General features: G+C 72.6%; 17 protein-coding genes. 11 read left to right on the top strand and 6 right to left on the bottom strand.

Annotated features, from left to right (window positions below; translation table 11 throughout):
- The first annotated feature begins 220 nt into the window (after positions 1 to 220).
- Entirely contained in the window at positions 221 to 1,741 is a 1,521-nt protein-coding gene (locus tag A8W25_RS01865) for a DUF6851 domain-containing protein (protein WP_234386110.1), read from the top strand.
- A gap of 64 nt (positions 1,742 to 1,805) precedes the next feature.
- On the opposite strand, the gene A8W25_RS01860 is transcribed toward A8W25_RS01865, so the two are convergent.
- The 4 genes from A8W25_RS01860 to A8W25_RS01845 form a co-directional block, all read right to left on the bottom strand.
- Positions 1,806 to 3,692: an ABC transporter ATP-binding protein gene (locus A8W25_RS01860; protein WP_067154674.1), complete on the bottom strand. Its 1,887-nt coding sequence runs from the start codon at positions 3,690 to 3,692 to the stop codon at positions 1,806 to 1,808.
- Between the two features lie 50 nt (positions 3,693 to 3,742).
- On the bottom strand, positions 3,743 to 6,178 hold the full coding sequence (locus A8W25_RS01855) for an RICIN domain-containing protein (RefSeq protein WP_079125750.1): 2,436 nt from the start codon (positions 6,176 to 6,178) through the stop codon (positions 3,743 to 3,745).
- Positions 6,179 to 6,408: 230 nt separating this feature from the next.
- Positions 6,409 to 6,858, bottom strand: coding sequence for a hypothetical protein (locus A8W25_RS01850; protein ID WP_067154667.1), 450 nt, complete (start codon positions 6,856 to 6,858; stop codon positions 6,409 to 6,411).
- Positions 6,859 to 6,955: 97 nt separating this feature from the next.
- Positions 6,956 to 7,495, bottom strand: coding sequence for a GNAT family N-acetyltransferase (locus A8W25_RS01845; RefSeq protein ID WP_079125749.1), 540 nt, complete (start codon positions 7,493 to 7,495; stop codon positions 6,956 to 6,958).
- A gap of 206 nt (positions 7,496 to 7,701) precedes the next feature.
- Between A8W25_RS01845 and A8W25_RS01840 the strand changes: the two genes are divergently transcribed.
- The 8 genes from A8W25_RS01840 (at position 7,702) to A8W25_RS01805 (ending at position 13,660) form a co-directional block, all read left to right on the top strand.
- Positions 7,702 to 8,583: a GNAT family N-acetyltransferase gene (locus A8W25_RS01840; protein ID WP_067154664.1), complete on the top strand. Its 882-nt coding sequence runs from the start codon at positions 7,702 to 7,704 to the stop codon at positions 8,581 to 8,583.
- A gap of 112 nt (positions 8,584 to 8,695) precedes the next feature.
- Positions 8,696 to 9,391: a response regulator transcription factor gene (locus tag A8W25_RS01835; protein ID WP_067154661.1), complete on the top strand. Its 696-nt coding sequence runs from the start codon at positions 8,696 to 8,698 to the stop codon at positions 9,389 to 9,391.
- Positions 9,388 to 10,851 carry a sensor histidine kinase gene (locus A8W25_RS01830; protein WP_067154657.1) on the top strand — a complete coding sequence of 488 codons (1,464 nt, stop codon included), beginning with the start codon at positions 9,388 to 9,390 and terminating at the stop codon, positions 10,849 to 10,851. Before A8W25_RS01835 ends, A8W25_RS01830 begins: the two co-directional genes overlap by 4 nt.
- 45 nt (positions 10,852 to 10,896) lie before the next feature.
- Positions 10,897 to 11,319 (top strand): hypothetical protein, encoded by a 423-nt coding sequence (locus A8W25_RS01825; protein WP_067154654.1) that lies wholly within the window; start codon positions 10,897 to 10,899, stop codon positions 11,317 to 11,319.
- The gene (locus A8W25_RS01820; RefSeq protein ID WP_067154651.1) at positions 11,319 to 11,507 is read left to right on the top strand and encodes a hypothetical protein; all 189 of its coding nucleotides are present in this window, start codon (positions 11,319 to 11,321) and stop codon (positions 11,505 to 11,507) included. Before A8W25_RS01825 ends, A8W25_RS01820 begins: the two co-directional genes overlap by 1 nt.
- 61 nt (positions 11,508 to 11,568) lie before the next feature.
- Positions 11,569 to 12,204, top strand: a complete 636-nt coding sequence (locus A8W25_RS01815; RefSeq protein WP_067154648.1) for a hypothetical protein — start codon at positions 11,569 to 11,571, stop codon at positions 12,202 to 12,204.
- 13 nt (positions 12,205 to 12,217) lie between these two features.
- Complete coding sequence (locus tag A8W25_RS01810) at positions 12,218 to 13,057, top strand: alpha/beta fold hydrolase (protein WP_067156591.1); 840 nt, start codon at positions 12,218 to 12,220, stop codon at positions 13,055 to 13,057.
- A gap of 336 nt (positions 13,058 to 13,393) precedes the next feature.
- Positions 13,394 to 13,660, top strand: a complete 267-nt coding sequence (locus A8W25_RS01805) for a hypothetical protein (protein WP_067154645.1) — start codon at positions 13,394 to 13,396, stop codon at positions 13,658 to 13,660.
- 73 nt (positions 13,661 to 13,733) lie between these two features.
- On the opposite strand, the gene A8W25_RS01800 is transcribed toward A8W25_RS01805, so the two are convergent.
- The gene (locus A8W25_RS01800) at positions 13,734 to 14,519 is read right to left on the bottom strand and encodes a phosphotransferase (RefSeq protein WP_067156587.1); all 786 of its coding nucleotides are present in this window, start codon (positions 14,517 to 14,519) and stop codon (positions 13,734 to 13,736) included.
- Positions 14,520 to 14,641: 122 nt separating this feature from the next.
- On the opposite strand from A8W25_RS01800, the gene A8W25_RS01795 reads away from it, so the two are divergent.
- A complete protein-coding gene (locus A8W25_RS01795) occupies positions 14,642 to 15,163 on the top strand; it encodes a GNAT family N-acetyltransferase (protein ID WP_067154642.1) in 522 nt (173 codons plus the stop codon).
- 36 nt (positions 15,164 to 15,199) lie between these two features.
- Here the strand turns inward: A8W25_RS01795 and A8W25_RS01790 are convergent, their stop codons facing one another.
- Entirely contained in the window at positions 15,200 to 15,550 is a 351-nt protein-coding gene (locus tag A8W25_RS01790; protein WP_067154639.1) for an HGxxPAAW family protein, read from the bottom strand.
- A 136-nt stretch (positions 15,551 to 15,686) separates the two neighbouring features.
- On the opposite strand from A8W25_RS01790, the gene A8W25_RS01785 reads away from it, so the two are divergent.
- On the top strand, positions 15,687 to 16,184 hold the full coding sequence (locus A8W25_RS01785; RefSeq protein ID WP_067154636.1) for a MarR family winged helix-turn-helix transcriptional regulator: 498 nt from the start codon (positions 15,687 to 15,689) through the stop codon (positions 16,182 to 16,184).
- Positions 16,185 to 16,272: the final 88 nt, after the last annotated feature.

Genomic DNA, 16,272 nt, shown 5'->3' with positions numbered 1-16,272 from the left:
CGCGCCCCAACGTCGCGTACCGGCCGGTCAGCGGGGGCGGACCGAGACGGCGGCGGGGACGGTCCGGGCGTTCCTCGGCGGCTCCGCTCCGTTTGTCCGGGGCTTCGTCCGGCGGCGCGGGGGCGCCGTCCCCAACACGACCGGATAGCGCGGTACGGCGACTGTTGGCCCGGTTCTACCGTGCCTCGTTGGCCAATTCCCATCGAAGGGAGACTGACCCATGAGGGACCAGAGGCGGCTGCCGAGTTCTCGTTTCCGGCGATGGACGGCCGCCTGCGCCGTGACCCTGTTACTCGGCTCGTTCGTCAACCTCGCGTCGGCCGGTCCCGCTCCGGCCCAGCCGGCGGCCCGCCCCGCGGCGCGCTCGTTCGACTTCGACCACGGCAACGCCGCGCTCGAAGTGGTCTATCCGGCGCTCCAGGAGCAGGAGCGGACGGTGATCTCCAAGGACGGTTCCGATCTCACCCTGATCGTGGACTACGGCATGCTCCTGGAGACCTCCTGGTTCGACTCCATCGCGCCGTACCACCCCACGGCCGTCGGTATCTCCTCCCACCTCGGGCGCCGCCCGGCGGCCGAGCGCACCAACCGCAACAAGAACACCGCCATTCTCTACACCTCCTACCGCATCTTCAACGCCCGTATCCCGCAGGCCGCCAAGGCCTGGCGGGAGATGATGGTCTCGGTCGGCCTCGACCCGGACGACCACCAGGAGAACAACCGCACCGCGGCCGGCATCGGCAACCTGGCGGCCCGGCGCGTCCTGGAGGCGCGGTGGCACGACGGCATGAACCGCCTGGGCGACGAGGGCGGACGCCAACAGGCTCCGTACGCGGACTACACCGGGTACGAGCCCGTCAACACCGCGTACGAGCTGCGCGATCCCTCCCGCTGGCAGCCCGCCGTCGTCCCGCACGACGACGGCACCTTCGAGATCCAGAAGTTCGTGACCCCGCAGATGCGGCTCACCACGCCGTACACCTACAAGGACCCGACGCGGTTCCACGTGCCCCCGCCGGTCAACAGCAACCACCACAACCAGCGCGCCTACAAGCAGCAGGCCGACGAGGTCCTCGCGGCGTCCGCGGGGCTCAACGACTACCGGAAGATGGCCGCCGAGTTCTTCGGCGACAAGTTCATGGCCCTCGCGGAAGCCCCCGGCAACGCCGTGATCCAGGACGCCCACCTCGATGTCGAGGGGTTCGTGCACTTCATCGCGACCATCGAGATCGCCATCTTCGACACCACCATCGCGGTGTGGCAGCAGAAGGCGAACTACGACTCCGTACGGCCGTTCAGCGCGATCCGGTATCTGTACGGCGACACCCCGGTGACCGCCTGGGGCGGCCCGGGCAAGGGCACGGTCCACGACATCACCGGCAACGAGTGGCGCAGCTACCTGCCCGTCACCAACCACCCGGAGTACCCGTCGGGGTCCACTGCGGCCTGCTACGCCTACGCGCAGGCGGCGCGGCTCTTCCTCGGGAGCGACAAGGTGCACATCGCGATCGCGCGCAAGGCGGGGTCGTCGCTGATCGAGCCGGGCATCACCCCGGCGAAGGACCTCACCCTGACCTACGACTCCTGGACGGACTTCGCCTCGACCTGCGGACAGACCAGGGTCTGGGCGGGGGTGCACTTCCCGTCGGCCGTCAAGGCCTCGGTGTCCTTCGGCCCGCAGTTCGGGCAGCGCTCCTACGACTTCGTGCAGCGCCACATCCACCCGGACAGCGCGAAGTAGACCAGAAGGAGACCACTCGTCGGCACCGCCCCGGGCGGGGCGGTGCCGACGGGCCCCTCCCTCGTCAGCCGAGCTCCGCGGGTGTACCCCCCGGACGTGCGAACTGGGTGCGGTACAGCTCCTGGTAGCGGCCGTCGAGGGCGAGCAGTTCGTCGTGGGTGCCGCGCTCCACGATGCGGCCGCTCTCCACCACGAGGATCTGGTCGGCGGCCCTGATCGTGGAGAGGCGGTGGGCGATGACGACCGCGGTGCGGCCCTCCAGCGCCTCGGTGAGCGCCTCCTGGACGGCCGCCTCGGAGGTGTTGTCGAGGTGGGCGGTGGCCTCGTCGAGGATGACGACGCGCTGGCGGGCGAGGAGCAGTCGGGCGATGGTCAGACGCTGGCGTTCGCCGCCGGAGAGCCGGTAGCCGCGTTCGCCGACGACGGTGTCGAGCCCGTCGGGCAGCGAGGCGACCAGGCCGTCCAGACGGGCGCGGCGCAGGGCGTCCCAGAGCTCCTCCTCGACGGCGTCCGGCCGGGCGAGCAGCAGGTTGGCGCGGACCGACTCGTGGAAGAGGTGGCCGTCCTGGGTGACCATGCCGATGGTGTCGCGGATCGAGTCGGCGCTCAGGTCCCGTACGTCGACGCCGCCGAGGCGTACCGCGCCCTCGTCGGCGTCGTACAGCCGCGGCAGCAGCTGCGCGACGGTCGACTTGCCCGCGCCGGAGGAGCCGACGAGGGCCACCGTCTGGCCGGGTTCGGCGCGGAAGGAGACGCCGTGCAGCACTTCGGCGCCGCCTCGGGTGTCCAGGCTCGCGACCTCTTCGAGGGAGGCGAGGGAGACCTTGTCGGCGGAGGGGTAGCCGAACCGCACGTCGTCGAACTCTACGGCGACGGGCCCCTCCGGCACCGCCTTGGCCTGCGGCTTCTCGGCGATGAGCGGCTTGAGGTCGAGGACCTCGAAGACCCGCTCGAAGCTGACCAGCGCGCTCATGACCTCGACGCGTGCCCCGGCGAGCGAGGTGAGCGGCGCGTACAGGCGGGTGAGGAGCAGGGCGAGGGAGACGACGGCGCCCGCTTCGAGCTTGCCGTGCAGGGCGTAGTAGCCGCCGAGGCCGTAGACGAGGGCGAGCGCGAGGGCCGAGACGAGGGTGAGGGCGGTGATGAAGGCGGACTGCGCCATCGCCGTACGCACCCCGATGTCGCGCACCCGCCCGGCCCGGGCGGCGAACTCGGCGGACTCGTCGGCGGGCCGCCCGAACAGCTTGACCAGGGTCGCGCCGGGCGCCGAGAACCGCTCGGTCATCCGGGTGCCCATCGCGGCGTTGTGCTCGGCGGCCTCGCGCTGAAGCCGGGCCATCCGGGTGCCCATACGGCGCGCGGGCAGGACGAACACGGGCAGCAGGACGAGCGCGAGCAGGGTGATCTGCCAGGAGATGCCGAGCATCACGGCGAGGGTGAGCAGCAGCGTCACCAGGTTGCTGACCACTCCGGAGAGGGTGTTGCTGAAGGCTCGCTGGGCGCCGATGACGTCGTTGTTGAGGCGGCTGACCAGGGCCCCGGTGCGGGTCCTGGTGAAGAAGGCGACCGGCATGCGCTGGACGTGGTCGAAGACCGCGGTGCGCAGGTCCAGGATGAGGCCCTCGCCGAGCGTCGCCGACAGCCATCGGCCGACCAGGCCAAGGGCCGCCTCGGCGAGCGCGATCGCGGCGATCAGCAGGGCCAGCCGGGTGACGGTCCCCGTCTCCTCGCCGCCGACGATCGCGTTGACGACGCGGCCGGCGAGGAGCGGGGTGGCCACCGCCAGGAGTGCTGTGGCGATGCTCAGGACGAGGAACAGGGCGATGCGGCGGCGGTGGGGCCGCGCGAACACAGCGATGCGCCGCAGGGTGGCTCGGTTGAACGGACGTCGGTCCTGCTGCGCGGTGATGACGTTGTGGAGCTGTGTCCACGCGGTGGCTTCCATACTCATACGAGGAACGTACGACCTCTAGTTAAGTTGAGGTCAACTGTTCCGCCGAATCAGCCCGTCTTGACCAGCTTCCAGCACTGGTTCGCACCCCCGTTCGCGGGCCACTGGATCACCTGCGCGCCCAGGACGAGCGAGCCCCCGCTGACGTCCACCAGATGGCCGTCGAGCCGCGACTCCAGGGTGTAGCAGCCGCGTGCACCGGGAGTGACCCGCCACTGCTGGTTGGTCCCGCCGTTCGCACCCCACAGGTCCAGCTGGGTTCCCGGCACGACGCTCCGGTCGGGCACGTCCAGGCGCTTGCCGCCGGCCACACCGGTGACGGTGTAGTAGCCGTCGCCGGTCGAGGCGAGCCGCCACTGCTGGTTGGTGCCTCCGTTGCCCGCCCACTGGATGATCGGGGTGCCGTCGGCCGTACCCTGCCCGGACGCGTCCAGGAGCTGGCCGCTGTGGGCGTTGACGAGCTGGTAGGTGCCGTCGAGCGGCGCCGTCGTGCCGGGGGTGATGCTCAGGTTGGCGAACTGCGCGCCGTAGTAGCCCGCGGTGCCGAGGCCGATCTGGCCCGCGCCGTAGCTGTTGTCGGTGACCGTGGCGAGGGTGGTCGCGTCGAGCTTCGCGGTGAGGGTGGCGCCCTGGAAGGTGAGTGCCAGGGTGTGCCAGCTCTTCAGACCGGGGGCCGTGACCGTACCGCTCGCGAGGGTGGTGGAGGACCAGGCGGTGTCGGTGCGCAGCAGCGACCAGGCGCCGGTGTCCGACACACGGAGGTGGTAGGCGTTGAGACCGTTGTTGTTGCGGCCCTGGGTGCCGACCCGGCCGAGCAGTTCGACCGCGCCCGGCTGTTCGAGCAGGACGTCCGAACGGACGGTGTAGTCGGTCCAGTTCACGTCGCCCATCAGCGCGTAGGGCTGCGGTGTGGACTCGTCGGTCCAGCGGATGGGGGTGGTCGGGGCCTGCTGGCGCAGACAGCGGCCGGTGCGGCCGCCCGCGCACGGCGCCGTCTCGAAGGCACCGTTCATCGCCGCGACGTACCGCGCCTCCTGCCAGGTGGCACTCCCGGCCAGGGAGTCCGCGTACGGCAGGGCGAGCGGGGCGCGCTGCGGGGAGGTGACCGTGCCCGCGCCCTGGCCGGTCGTGGTGGTGACCGTGTAGAGGTGCCCGGGCTGGAGGGTGAGCCGGTACGTGCCCGAGGTGGCGGTGAGGTCGGGCTCGGGCACCAGGTGGGCGGTGGCGCTGTTGCTGGAGAAGTCGGTGGACCACACGTGCAGGGCGCCGCCCGGCAGACCGCCCGCCACCTTCAGGGTGACGGTCTGGGCGGCGGTCGCGTCCATCGTCTCGAACACGGTGGACCAGGCGGCCCTGCCCGGCGCGGCGTAGCTGACGTAGCTGCCGTTGGAGCGGTTGCCGCCGAGGTAGCCGGAGGCGGTGTCGAGGTACTGCCAGCCGGGGGCGGTGAACTGGGTGGTCTGCGCCGTCGCCCAGGCACTGCGGTCCACGCTGTACGCGCCCGACCAGGGCTGGTTGGCCGTCACCAGGCCCATGCTGTTGAAGACAAGGTTGGGGTAGAGCGCGGCCGCCACCGGCCAGTTGATGAAGGCGGTCATCCTCGCGTCCAGATAGCCGCGGTTGATGGCCCGGGCCATCGGGACGGCGCCGGTCGCCGCGTCCTCGGAGCCGTTCTCGCTCGCCCAGAGCTGTTTGCCGGTGGCCAGCGCGTCCGGGGTGGTCGAGCAGCTGGTCATGGCGGACATATAGCCGCACGGGTAGTGGGCGCCGACGATGTCCACGGCGTCGTCGAGTGCGCTGTCGCCACGCATGGCGGTGGCGATCTGCCACCCGTCGTCGGCGCCGACGACCTTGGTGGCGTACCCCTTGGCGGCGAGGGTCGCGTGCAGGTTCTTGTACCAGGCGGCGTTGAAGCCGCGCTCGTTCCAGCCGCCGAGGTAGTCGATGGTGAGGTGGTGCTGGCGGGCGCAGCCGAGCCAGGCCACCAGGTAGTCGACCATGTCCTGGGACCAGAAGTTCCCGTTGCCCACCCAGCCGGGCGCTCCCCAGGAGAGTGCCGCGAGTTTGATGCCGGGGTTGCGGGCCTTGGCCTGCTCCATCAGCCACCACTCGTACCCGTTCGAGCAGTTGACGCTTCCCCGGGTGTGCTCGATGGAGGACTCGGCGCCGTCCGTGGAGTTGGTGTCGCCGCCGACCTCGACCTTGAGGATCTGCAGGGCGGCGCCGTAGCCGGGCTTGAAGAGGTAGTCGAGGATCTGGCTTCGCTGCGGCTCGGGGTAGTCGAGCAGCAGTCGTGTGTTGCCGCCGCCCCCGCTGATCGCCCCGACGCCGTCGAAGACGCGGCCGGGGGACGCGCCGTCGACGGTGATGTCGGTGTGGGCGGCGGCCTCGGGAGCGGCGCGCGCCGCGGCGGCCATCTGCGGGACGGCGGTCAACGACAGACAGAGCAGAAGGACGGCGAGCAGGGTGCGAGGAAGGGATCTCATCGTGGTGCGACCCTCTCTGACAGGGAAACAACGACATGCACGCACATTTTCGATCACAAGCGAACTCAACTAAGCAGCAGCAAACACTAGGAAGGTCAAGGTGGGGCGTCAAGGCCCCAGGCGCGCCAAGGGAGTTGTGGGTGGCTTTGTGCGGTGCCGAGTGCGGCTGCGAGCATGCCGAAAGGGCCCGCCGGTCGGCGGGCCCTTGGGGTGTACGGCGGTGCGGCGGGCTACTCGGAGCGTCGGCGCACGGCCTCCAGCAGCCCCCGTACGCCCCTCACATGCCCGCCCGTTCCGACGACCACGAGCCGGTACGCGCCTCCGGCCGGCCCGGGGAACCTGGCCCGGCTCTCGGCGCACAGCCGCGTGGCCCCCGGCCCGGCGGATTCGAGGCGGAAGACCAGGGCGTACGAGGAGAAGCGATGGCGCCCCACGAGGGCCAGCTCCCGGCCCGGAACCGCCGTGACCACCCGGAACCCGGGGACCGTGGAGCCCTCGGCGAAGGGCCGGGGCCCGGCGGCGGTACGGTCCGCGGCGCCCAGGAGCCGTACGAAGGCGGTCGCGCCGCGACGGGAGGAGGTCCGGTCCAGAACCTCGCCGAGACCGCGCCAGACGGCGTCGGCGTCGGCCGCGATCACCGTCTCGTGCTCGTCCAGAAAGGGCAGCGAAGCGATCTTCATCCGGGCCTCCGTCGGTGTGCTTCCCCGGGTTCCCACCCTAGGTCCGGCCGCCGACAGGTTCGCGGGCGGCCCTGCCGCCGTGAGCCGCGCGGCCCGGTCAGGCCTCGGGGTCGCGCAGGCCCACGCAGTCGTAGTCCCAGAAAGTCTCCGAGTAGACCAGGGTGCCCGTCATCCACGGCTCGTGCGCGGACAGCCGGGCGACCTGGAAGGCGGGGTCGGGGATGCGCAGCGACGGCGAGCGGAAGCCCAGCGGGCTCGCCGCCTCGAAACCGCGCGTGCGGTAGTACACCGGCGATCCCTCCAGGAACACCAGCGGCACCCCCTGCTCGTCGGCCGCCGCGAGGGCGTGCTCGATCAGGCGGGCGCCGATGCCCCGGCGTTGGGCGTCGGGGTGCACACCGAGCGGCGAGAGGCACATGACGTCCACGATCCGGCGCGGCGCGTCGAGCCGGGTCGCGCTCAGCAGGACGTGCCCGACCACCCGGCCGCCGAGCGTGGCTACGAAGGACATCGGCGTCAGCGGGGCCCGTGCCGTGCGCAACGCGTCCACCAGGTCGGGCACCGGCTCGGGCCCGAACGCGCGCGTGTGCACCTCGCGTACCGCCGGGTGGTCCGCGTCCGCCTCCTGACGGATCACCAGCTTCTGCTCAGCGGCTGTAATCGGCGCGCTTTCCCGCTGATCATGTGATGTCATGTCCGCGAGCGTAGGCTGCGGGGCGCCTCGCGCGCACGGCAATCAGGCGTCGGGGACGGGGGCCCGACGTGGCTGCCCCAGCCCTGCCCGCGGCCGAGCAACACACCCCCGACCGCACCCTCTTCCACCTTTCTCGCGATGGAGACACCTTGTCGCTGCGCATCACCGCTCTGACCGACCCCGCCGAGAACGCAGCGAGCCGCCGGCTCGCCTGGCTGGCGTCGGGGGCCGACGGCACACCCGCCGGATCCGCCTTCCTGCGGCTGTTCACCCGGCCCGGGCAGGACCATCTCGCCGAACTGGACGTCCAGGTCCACCCCGCCGAGCGGCGCGGGGGCGTGGGCTCGGCGCTGCTCGAAGCGGCCGTCGAGGCGGGGCGTCTGGACGGTCGGCGCAGCATGATCGCGCAGACGGAGGCGGGCTCCCCCGGTGACTCCTTCCTCGCCGCCCGCGGCTTCGCCAAGGTGCTGACGCTGACCTACACCCGGCTCGCGCTGGCCGACGCGGACCTCGCGGCCCTGGCCAAGGCCGTGGAGACGCCGCACCCCGGCTACCGGCTGACGTCCTGGGAGGGGACGGTGCCCGACGAGCTCGCCGACACCTTCGTGGCCTCGCGCCGCGCCATGGACGACATGCCGATGGGCGCCATCGACTACGGCACCGTGGTGTGGGACCTCGACCGGGTGAAGGGCGCCGCCGCGGCCGTCGCCGGGCGCGGCGAGATCCTGCACACCGTCGCGGTCGTCGACGAGTCGGACGGCGCGATCGTCGGATTCACCGAGCTGGTGGTCCCGGGCGACGGCACCGGGGACGCCCAGCACTACGGCACCGCGGTCCTGCCCGAGCACCGCGGCCACGGGCTCGCCCACTGGATGAAGGCCGCCTCCATCCACCAGGCCCGCGAACGCCACCCCGACCTCGCGGGCCTGCTCACCGACACCGCGGACAACAACCCGCACATGCGGCACGTCAACGACACGCTCGGTTATCTGCCGACGCACAGCGCGCACGAGTACCAGCTCGACCTGTAGGCCGCGCCCACCGGCCCGGGGGCCTTCCGGCCGGGCTCTCACAGCCAGGAGTCGTACCCTGACCCCGCCGCCGCACCGCGAAGGGCGGCGGCGCGGAGTGAGGGTGAGGCGGATGAGCGGTCCGAACCGTCCCGGGGACGTCCTGGTCGTGGACGACGACGACGCGGTGCGCCGCTCGCTGGAGCGGGGGCTCAGGCTCAGCGGCTTCCGGGTGCGCACCGCCGACGGCGGCCGGGCCGCGCTCGCCGCGGTCGGCCGGACGCCCCCCGATGTGCTGGTGCTCGATGTCTCCATGCCCGGTATGAGCGGCATCGAGGTGTGCACGGCCCTGCGCGGCGCCGGGCACGACCTGCCCGTGCTGATGCTGTCGGCGCTCGACGAGACCGCCGACCGCATCGCCGGGCTCCAGGCGGGCGGCGACGACTACCTGGTCAAACCGTTCGCCCTGCAGGAGCTGGTGCTGCGGCTGCACGCGCTGCTGCGCCGCCGCCCACCCGTCGGCCACGAGGTGGTCCGGGCCTGCGGTCTCGTCATCGACCCGGCGGCCCGTACCGCACACCGCGACGGACGCCTGCTCGACCTCACCCGCCGCGAGTACGCGCTCCTCGAAACGCTCGCCCGCAACACCGGCCTCGTCCTCACCCGCGACCAACTGCTCGAACGGGTCTGGGGGTACGACGTCGACGTACGCACCGACGCGGTGGACACCTTCGTCAGCTATCTGCGCCGCAAACTGGAGGCGGACGGCGCTTCCCGGCTCCTCCACACCGTGCGCGGGGTGGGTTTCGTCCTTCGGGAGCGGCCATGAGACTGTCCACCCGGATCGCCCTCGCGGTGGGCGTGGCCGTACCGGTACTGGTCCTTGCCTGCGGCTGGCTGCTGCTCACGCTCGTCGCCCGCGATCTGCACCGCGAGGAGGACCGCCATCTGCGGACCCGGGCCACCGCGATCGCCCACGACGCCCGCACGCTGCTGCGGGCCGCGGCCGACGACCGGCCCACCGCCGAGGAGAACCGCCGGCGCCGGCTGTTCACCTCGGCGCTCGACGTCGGGGTACGGCTGATCGGACCCGACGACACCTTCAGCGGCGGCCCGCAGCCCGACGCGTCCGTACCGCTGCCCCACCCCACGAAGACCGCGGTGACCGTGCGGGGCGCGGGCCGCGCCTGGCGGGCGTACGCACTGCCGGTGAAGGGGCCGCAGGTGTCCGGCACCCTGTGGGTGTTCGCGCCGGACACCGCGGGCCGCGCCCAACTCGGCCTGGTACGACGGCGGACGGTGACCACCGCCCTGTTCGCCGCCCCGCTCTCGGCACTGCTCGCCTGGGCCGTCGCCAACGGCGCGACCCGCCCGCTGCGCCGGCTGCGGCAAGGCGCGGCGGGCCTCGATCCCCGTACCAGCGCGGTACGGCTCGAACACCGGCCGACCCGGGTCACCGAGGTCGACGACCTGGCCGCCACCCTCCAGACCGTCCTCGCCCGCTACGACGAGCAGGCCGCCCGCACCGCGCAGGCCCTGGACACCGCCCGCTCCTTCTCCGCGGCCGCCTCGCACGAGCTGCGCAACCCGCTGATGAGCATGGGCACCAACCTCGACGTGCTGGCCCTTCCCGGGCTGGCCGAGGCAGAGCGCGACGCCGTCGTCGACGAGCTGCGCGCGGAGCACGCGCGGCTGCTGGGGATGCTGGTCGCGCTGCGGGAGCTGGGGCGCGGCGATCTGGTGGAGCCGGACGTGTTCCGGGTGCTCGACGTGGCGGAGCCGGCGGACGCGGCGGTGGCCGAGGCCCGGCGGCGGGCACCGGACGCTTCGATCAGCCTGGACGCGGAGCCCGCGCCGGTGCACTGCTGGGAGCCCGGCATCCGGATCCTGCTCGACAACCTCGTCGGCAACGCGCTCGCGCACGGCAGGGACGCGCGGGGCCGGGCCGAGATCGCCGTGGCCGTCCGCAGGGAGGCCGGGCAGGTGCTGATCACCGTGGACGACCGGGGCCCCGGGATCCCGCCGCACGCCCGCCAGGAGGTGTTCCGGCGCTTCCACCGGGGCCCCGGCAGCACCGGATCCGGGCTCGGTCTCACCCTGGCCGCCCAGCAGGCCGCGCTGCACGGCGGGACCGTGGAGCTCGGCGAAGGACCCGGCGGGACGGGCACCCGCTGCACGGTACGGCTGCCGGAGTCCGTCCCGGCGCAGGGCGGCGCGCTCCCCCGCCGACGGGACTGGCTGACGCTCACGGCGGCCCGGTCACAGAGTTTCCACAAAGAGCCTTCCTAGCCTCCGGTCGTCCGATCCGATCCCGTGGACCAGGAGGCACCCACCATGGACCAACCCCTCTCGAACCGCCGCCGGGTGGCCGCGGCCGCGCTGGCCGCGACGGCCGTACTCACCGTCACCGCGCCCAGCGCCTTCGCCGACTCCACCCCCTCCAAGGCACCGCGCACCACGGCCGAGGCGCCCACGACCGACGGCGCCAAGGGCGTCTGCAAGCGGGCGCCCAAGGTCGCGGCGCGCCTCGAACGCTCCCTCGGCCGGCTCAACGGCGGTGTGCACACCGTGGGTTCGGTGGCCCGGCTCCAGGAGCGGGTGGACAACGCGAAGAAGGAGGGCCACACGGCGGTCGAGACCTACCTCAACGACAAACTCACTTACCGCAGGGGGTTGGTGACGACCCTTCAGCAGCGCCAGAAGGACCTCAAGGACGTGGCTACCTGGTGCGAGGCCAACCGCAACGGGACGAAGTGATGCGCGTCCGCCCCCTCCTGCACACCGTGGCGACGGCGGCCCTGACCGCCGCACTCGCCACGGGCTGCTCCCACTCCCCCGCCAAGCCGGACGCGCCCTCGGGCACGGAGCAGCAGATGGAGCAGAAGGTCGGCGCGGCGGAGTCGGCGGCGGCCGCGGCCGACGCGGACGCCAAGGGAGACGAGTAGGGGCCGGAAAAAACCGCGAACAGCCCCTACGGCAGGCCCGGCACGGCCTAACGTCTGCTCCATGGACGGACAGTGGGCGGTGGTCGTCGGCGCGGCTCTGGGCGCCGGCGGGGCGATCGCCGGCGCCCTCACCACCTGGTCGAGCGCCCGCGTATCCGCCCGCGGGCAGCTCGACGTGGCGCGTTTGCAGCTCGTCTCGCAGCAGGAGGCCGAGACGGTCGTCCGCAAACGCGCCGCGTACGCCGACCTGATCCTGAGCGTGGACACCGTCAGGCGCCAGATGCGGATCGTGCGCCGGCACGTCCAGACACCTCGGGGCACCGACGACGACCTCGAAGCGAAGCGGGCGGCGGTACATGACCGCATAAGGGAGACGCAGGCGGCCGAATGGGTGCTGCGCCTGATGCTCGCCGAGGACGAACAGGCAGCGGTGACGCATCTGATCGACGCGATCTACACCTGTCATCTCGCCCTCATCGAGGACGTCGACGAGTGGCTGGCGCGCGGGGAGACGGACGGGCGGCGCGAACCCGCGGACACCCCGCGGTACGCCGCGACCACCGGCGCCCTGCAGGCCCAGATGCTGGCCTTCGCGGGCAAGGTGCACGAGCGCCTGTACCGCCCGGCCGGTATCACCACAGGTCAGACGGTCCGTCGGTGGTGGAGGAATCCGCTTGCTCCGCCTCCGCGCCCCTGACAAAGTCTCGGCCATGCCTTCCTTCTCCGCGTACGACGGAACCGAGCTCAGCTACCACGTCCACGGAGACGGACCTCCGCTGATCTGTCTGCCCGGCGGCCCGATGCAGGCCTCCGCCTACCTGGGAGACCTGGGCGGGCTCTCCGCGCACCGGCGGCTGATCGTCCTGGACCTCCGGGGCACCGGCGAGTCCGATGCGCCGCAGGACACCGCCTCGTACCGCTGCGACCGGCTCGTCGACGACGTCGAGGCACTGCGCGAGCACCTCGGCCTCGGCCGGGTGGACCTGCTCGCGCACTCCGCCGGGACGAATCTGGCCGTGCGGTACGCCGAGCGGCATCCGGAGCGCGTCGCCAAGCTCGCGCTCATCACTCCGAGCGTGATCGCCCTCGGCATCCCGGTCACGGGCGAGGTCCGGCGCGGGACGGCGCTGCTGCGCCGGGACGAGCCGTGGTTCCCGGAGGCGTTCGCCGCGCTGGAGGCGATCTTCGCGGGGAAGGCGACCGCCGACGCGTGGCAGGCCGTCGCGCCTTTCTGGTACGGCCACTGGGACGCGGCGGCCCGCGCTCATCGGGCCGCGGAGGACGGGCAGAAGAACGGCGAGGCCGCAGCCGTCTTCGGGAGCGAGGGCGCGTTCGATCCGCAGGCCACCCGGGAAGCGCTCGCGCGGCTCGGCTCGCCCGTCCTGCTGCTGGCCGGGGAGGTCGATCTCAACTCGCCGCCCCGCGCGATGAACGAACTGGCCGAGGTCTTCCCGCACGCCGAGCTGGTCGTGCAGCCCGGGGCCGGGCACTTCCCCTGGCTCGACGACGCCGAGCGGTTCGTGGCACGCGTCGGCGCGTTCCTGGGATGACACCGCTGGACCGACGGGCCGACGGTGCCCGCTCCGCGGACGGCGGAGCGGGCACCGGGTGCCGGTGACGCAGCGGGAGGGGATCCCTGCGTCTTCGGCACGCGCGCGGCCGTGCCGAGGAACTGGCGCGGCCGCTTCGAAGCCCTGCCACCAGCATCGCAGGCACGGCCCGTGCGCCGACAGTGAACCCCCGGCCACAATCGCCGCCCCGGTGGCGCACAAAGGGGCGGAGAACGATCTCGTGTACGCCCGCTCTGCCGTACACGGTGGCAACGATTTGATCGCGAAACCGGACGCACGCATTCCCCGCGACCGCGCCGGGGCGTTGAACCGGGTATGGACAGGGACGCTGCACAGGGCCCGGAAACCGCGCACCGGGCCGAACTGACCGGGGCCTACTGGCTGTCCACACCAGCCCGCCCGGGACTCGACTGCGAATGGTGCACCCGGCTGCGCGAGGCGGACCGGCGGGACCTCCCGCGGGCCGGCGCCCGGGGCGCGGGGTGGGAGGGCGACCGTATGAGTCCCGCCCGGGCGGCCATGATGAGCCTGGCACTGGTGACCATCGTGCTCGCCATGGCGATGACCGCCGCGCATCTGTGACGGGCCGGACCACGACGGGCGGGCCGCGGAAGACGCCGGGCGGACCTGGGCGGGCCACGGCCGCCCGAGCGCCCTACGCCGTCGGCTCGCCGCGCCAGAACGGCTCGGGCAGCGCCTCGACTTCGAGGGCCGCCTCGCGCAGGTCCGCCGCGACGGGAAGCAGCGCCGTGTAGACGGGGTCACCGCCGGCCGCCATGCGGTCGATCACTTCGGCGTTGACACGGGCCCGCTGGGCGACGACCGCCCCGAAGGCCGTCCGGTCGCCCTCGTAGCCGTAGGCGTCGAGGAACAGGTGGAGGCGCCGGGACCGGTCGTCGAAGTCGGTGAACCCGGTGCGCCGGACGAACCGGCGGGCGTGCAGCGGCACCCACGTCAACGCCATGAACGCCAGGTCGAACTCGCGCGACGAGGGCCCCGCCGTGTCCCAGTCGAAGAACCCGGCCAACTCCCCGTCGCGCCACACCGCGTTCCACGGGGCGGCGTCGTGGTGGCCGATGACCAGGCCGGGGCGCCAGGTCTGCCCGGCCAGCCAGCGCACACCGGGCGGCGGCACGAACGCCTCCGTGGCGTCGTGCAGTTGGCGCGCCCAGCGGCCGACGCTCCTGAGCGCGGCGTCCGAGTACACCCACGCGGGCCAGGGAAGCTCCTCCCCGGCCGTCTCACCCGCGAGATGGGTGAGGATCTCGCGGCCCTGCCCGTCCGTGCCGAGCACCCGGGGCGCGCCGTCGAACCCCACGGATTCCAGGTGCCGCAGCACCGCGTGCACGGCGGGTGTCCAGGGCTGGGCGGCCCGGTGGACCGCGTCACCGATGCGTACCGCGCCGACCGTCCGGCCCCCGGGCAACCGCTCTTCGTCCATCCTCCCGTTGTATCCCACCGCCGAGGGCCGCCGCATCGGCATTTCCCCAGCAGGGAAACGGTAGGGGCCGGTAGGGAAATACGTTTGCCGGTCCCGGCGGGGCGTGGGTAGCGTCGCCGCTCGTGACTTCGACACGGCCTTCGACGCCGACCCTGCGTACCGAGCGTCTGCTCCTCGACCGGTACGTCCCCGACGACGAGGAGGGTTTCGTCGCCCTGTTCCAGGACACGAGGGTGTCCCGGTGGATGGGCGACGGAACCGCTTCCGAGGCGGACGACCGGGCCCTGTTCGGGCGGATCTTCACGAAGGTCTACGCGGAGGACCGGTTCGACGTGTGGGCGGTGCGCCGGGACGGGCGACTGGTCGGCCATGCCGAGATCAAGCGGACCGACGAGGTCGAGGGGCACGAGATCATCTATGCGCTGGCCCCCGACGCCTGGGGCTCCGGCCTCGGCCGGGAGGTGGCGCGGGCGCTCGTCACCCATGGCTTCGACACCCTCGGCCTGACCGAGGTGCACGCGACCGTGGCCGAACCCAACAGGGCGTCACTGGCCGTCCTGGACAAGCTCGGTTTCGCGCACGTCCGCGACATCACCGAGGACGACGGCAGTACGACCCGGGTGCTGACCCGCACCAGGAGCTGACCCGCGCGCGGAGTTGACCCGCACTCGGCCGCGTCCTCAGAGGCGTACCGGCACCGCCACCGGGACGGCTTCGGACGTACGCGGCCCACGGCGCCCGGCCAGGCGGCAGCCGACACAGCCGGGATGACCCCGCCGTGCCGTGGTGTCGCGCATGCGCCAGTGCTGTCGCCCCGGCGGGCGCGGCCCGGACGCCTTGCCCCACCCCGCCAGATGCAGCACCCACGTGGTCAGCGCGGCGAGGGCGATGACGATGCACCCCAGCCACACCCCGATCACCGCCCCCCGGGCGAGCGCCGCGCCGGTGACGACACTGCCGAGCACCCCCGCCCCGGTCCCGGTCCAGCCGGCCACGGTGTGGCCCATGTCGTGGTCGCCGTGTAACCCCATGTCGTCTCCTTGACGTATCAACTCTTCGGGCTGGTACGGATTACGGGTGTGCGCAGGGCAGGGCAGAGCGGCCCGGGCCGCCGCGCGCTAGAATCCCTTAGTGACTAAGTAGCTTAGATCGTAAGGGGATTGTGGAGTGGAAGGCAAGGAGCGCCCTGCGGCGACACCGGAGCAGGCGCTGTACGCGATGGACCGGATGATCGCGCTCGCCCACCTCGGACAGCAGGACATCGCGGCCCGGCTCGGGCTCAACGCCACCGACCTCACCTGCCTCGGCTTCCTCGTCGAGGCGTCCCTGGCCGGGGAGTCGCTCGCCGCGGGCGACCTCGCCGAGCGGGCCCGGCTGACGACCGGCGGGGTCACCGGCGTACTCAACCGCCTGGAGAAGGCGGGCTACGCCCACCGGCAGCCCGATCCGGCGGACCGCCGCCGGGTGCGGGTGGTCATGCACGAGTCCGCGCAGGCGCGCATCCTCGCGGTGTACGGCCCGTTCTCCGAGCGCCTCGGCGCCCTCTTCGCGGACTACGGGCCGGCCGAAGTCGCCGTGCTGGCCGACTGGTTCACGCGCGCGAAGCGGCTCATGCAGGAGTCGCTCGACGAGATCCGCGCGGGCGGCGACGCGGCCTCGGAGTGACTCCGGCGGCCCCGGCGGCGGTTATGGCGTGAACGCGTCGGCCCCGACCGGTTGCCCCCGGCGGGGCCCGGGTACCCGGCCGGTCCCG

This window comes from Streptomyces sp. ERV7 (assembly GCF_001653515.1).
In the GTDB taxonomy this organism is placed as follows: domain Bacteria; phylum Actinomycetota; class Actinomycetes; order Streptomycetales; family Streptomycetaceae; genus Streptomyces.
The sequence above is the reverse complement of the archived record's forward strand: the minus strand, read 5'-3'. Positions and strand labels throughout refer to the sequence as shown.

What these genes read in the sequence shown, in the direction of transcription:
- A8W25_RS01835 (WP_067154661.1), top strand. Translation starts at nt 8,696, where the DNA reads ATGAGCGGTCCGAACCGTCCCGGGGACGTCCTGGTCGTGGACGACGAC.
- A8W25_RS01865 (WP_234386110.1), top strand. Translation starts at nt 221, where the DNA reads ATGAGGGACCAGAGGCGGCTGCCGAGTTCTCGTTTCCGGCGATGGACG.
- A8W25_RS01820 (WP_067154651.1), top strand. Translation starts at nt 11,319, where the DNA reads ATGCGCGTCCGCCCCCTCCTGCACACCGTGGCGACGGCGGCCCTGACC.
- A8W25_RS01815 (WP_067154648.1), top strand. Translation starts at nt 11,569, where the DNA reads ATGGACGGACAGTGGGCGGTGGTCGTCGGCGCGGCTCTGGGCGCCGGC.
- A8W25_RS01830 (WP_067154657.1), top strand. Translation starts at nt 9,388, where the DNA reads ATGAGACTGTCCACCCGGATCGCCCTCGCGGTGGGCGTGGCCGTACCG.
- A8W25_RS01855 (WP_079125750.1), bottom strand. Translation starts at nt 6,178, where the DNA reads ATGAGATCCCTTCCTCGCACCCTGCTCGCCGTCCTTCTGCTCTGTCTG.
- A8W25_RS01800 (WP_067156587.1), bottom strand. Translation starts at nt 14,519, where the DNA reads ATGGACGAAGAGCGGTTGCCCGGGGGCCGGACGGTCGGCGCGGTACGC.
- A8W25_RS01810 (WP_067156591.1), top strand. Translation starts at nt 12,218, where the DNA reads ATGCCTTCCTTCTCCGCGTACGACGGAACCGAGCTCAGCTACCACGTC.
- A8W25_RS01825 (WP_067154654.1), top strand. Translation starts at nt 10,897, where the DNA reads ATGGACCAACCCCTCTCGAACCGCCGCCGGGTGGCCGCGGCCGCGCTG.
- A8W25_RS01850 (WP_067154667.1), bottom strand. Translation starts at nt 6,858, where the DNA reads ATGAAGATCGCTTCGCTGCCCTTTCTGGACGAGCACGAGACGGTGATC.
- A8W25_RS01860 (WP_067154674.1), bottom strand. Translation starts at nt 3,692, where the DNA reads ATGAGTATGGAAGCCACCGCGTGGACACAGCTCCACAACGTCATCACC.
- A8W25_RS01790 (WP_067154639.1), bottom strand. Translation starts at nt 15,550, where the DNA reads ATGGGGTTACACGGCGACCACGACATGGGCCACACCGTGGCCGGCTGG.
- A8W25_RS01805 (WP_067154645.1), top strand. Translation starts at nt 13,394, where the DNA reads ATGGACAGGGACGCTGCACAGGGCCCGGAAACCGCGCACCGGGCCGAA.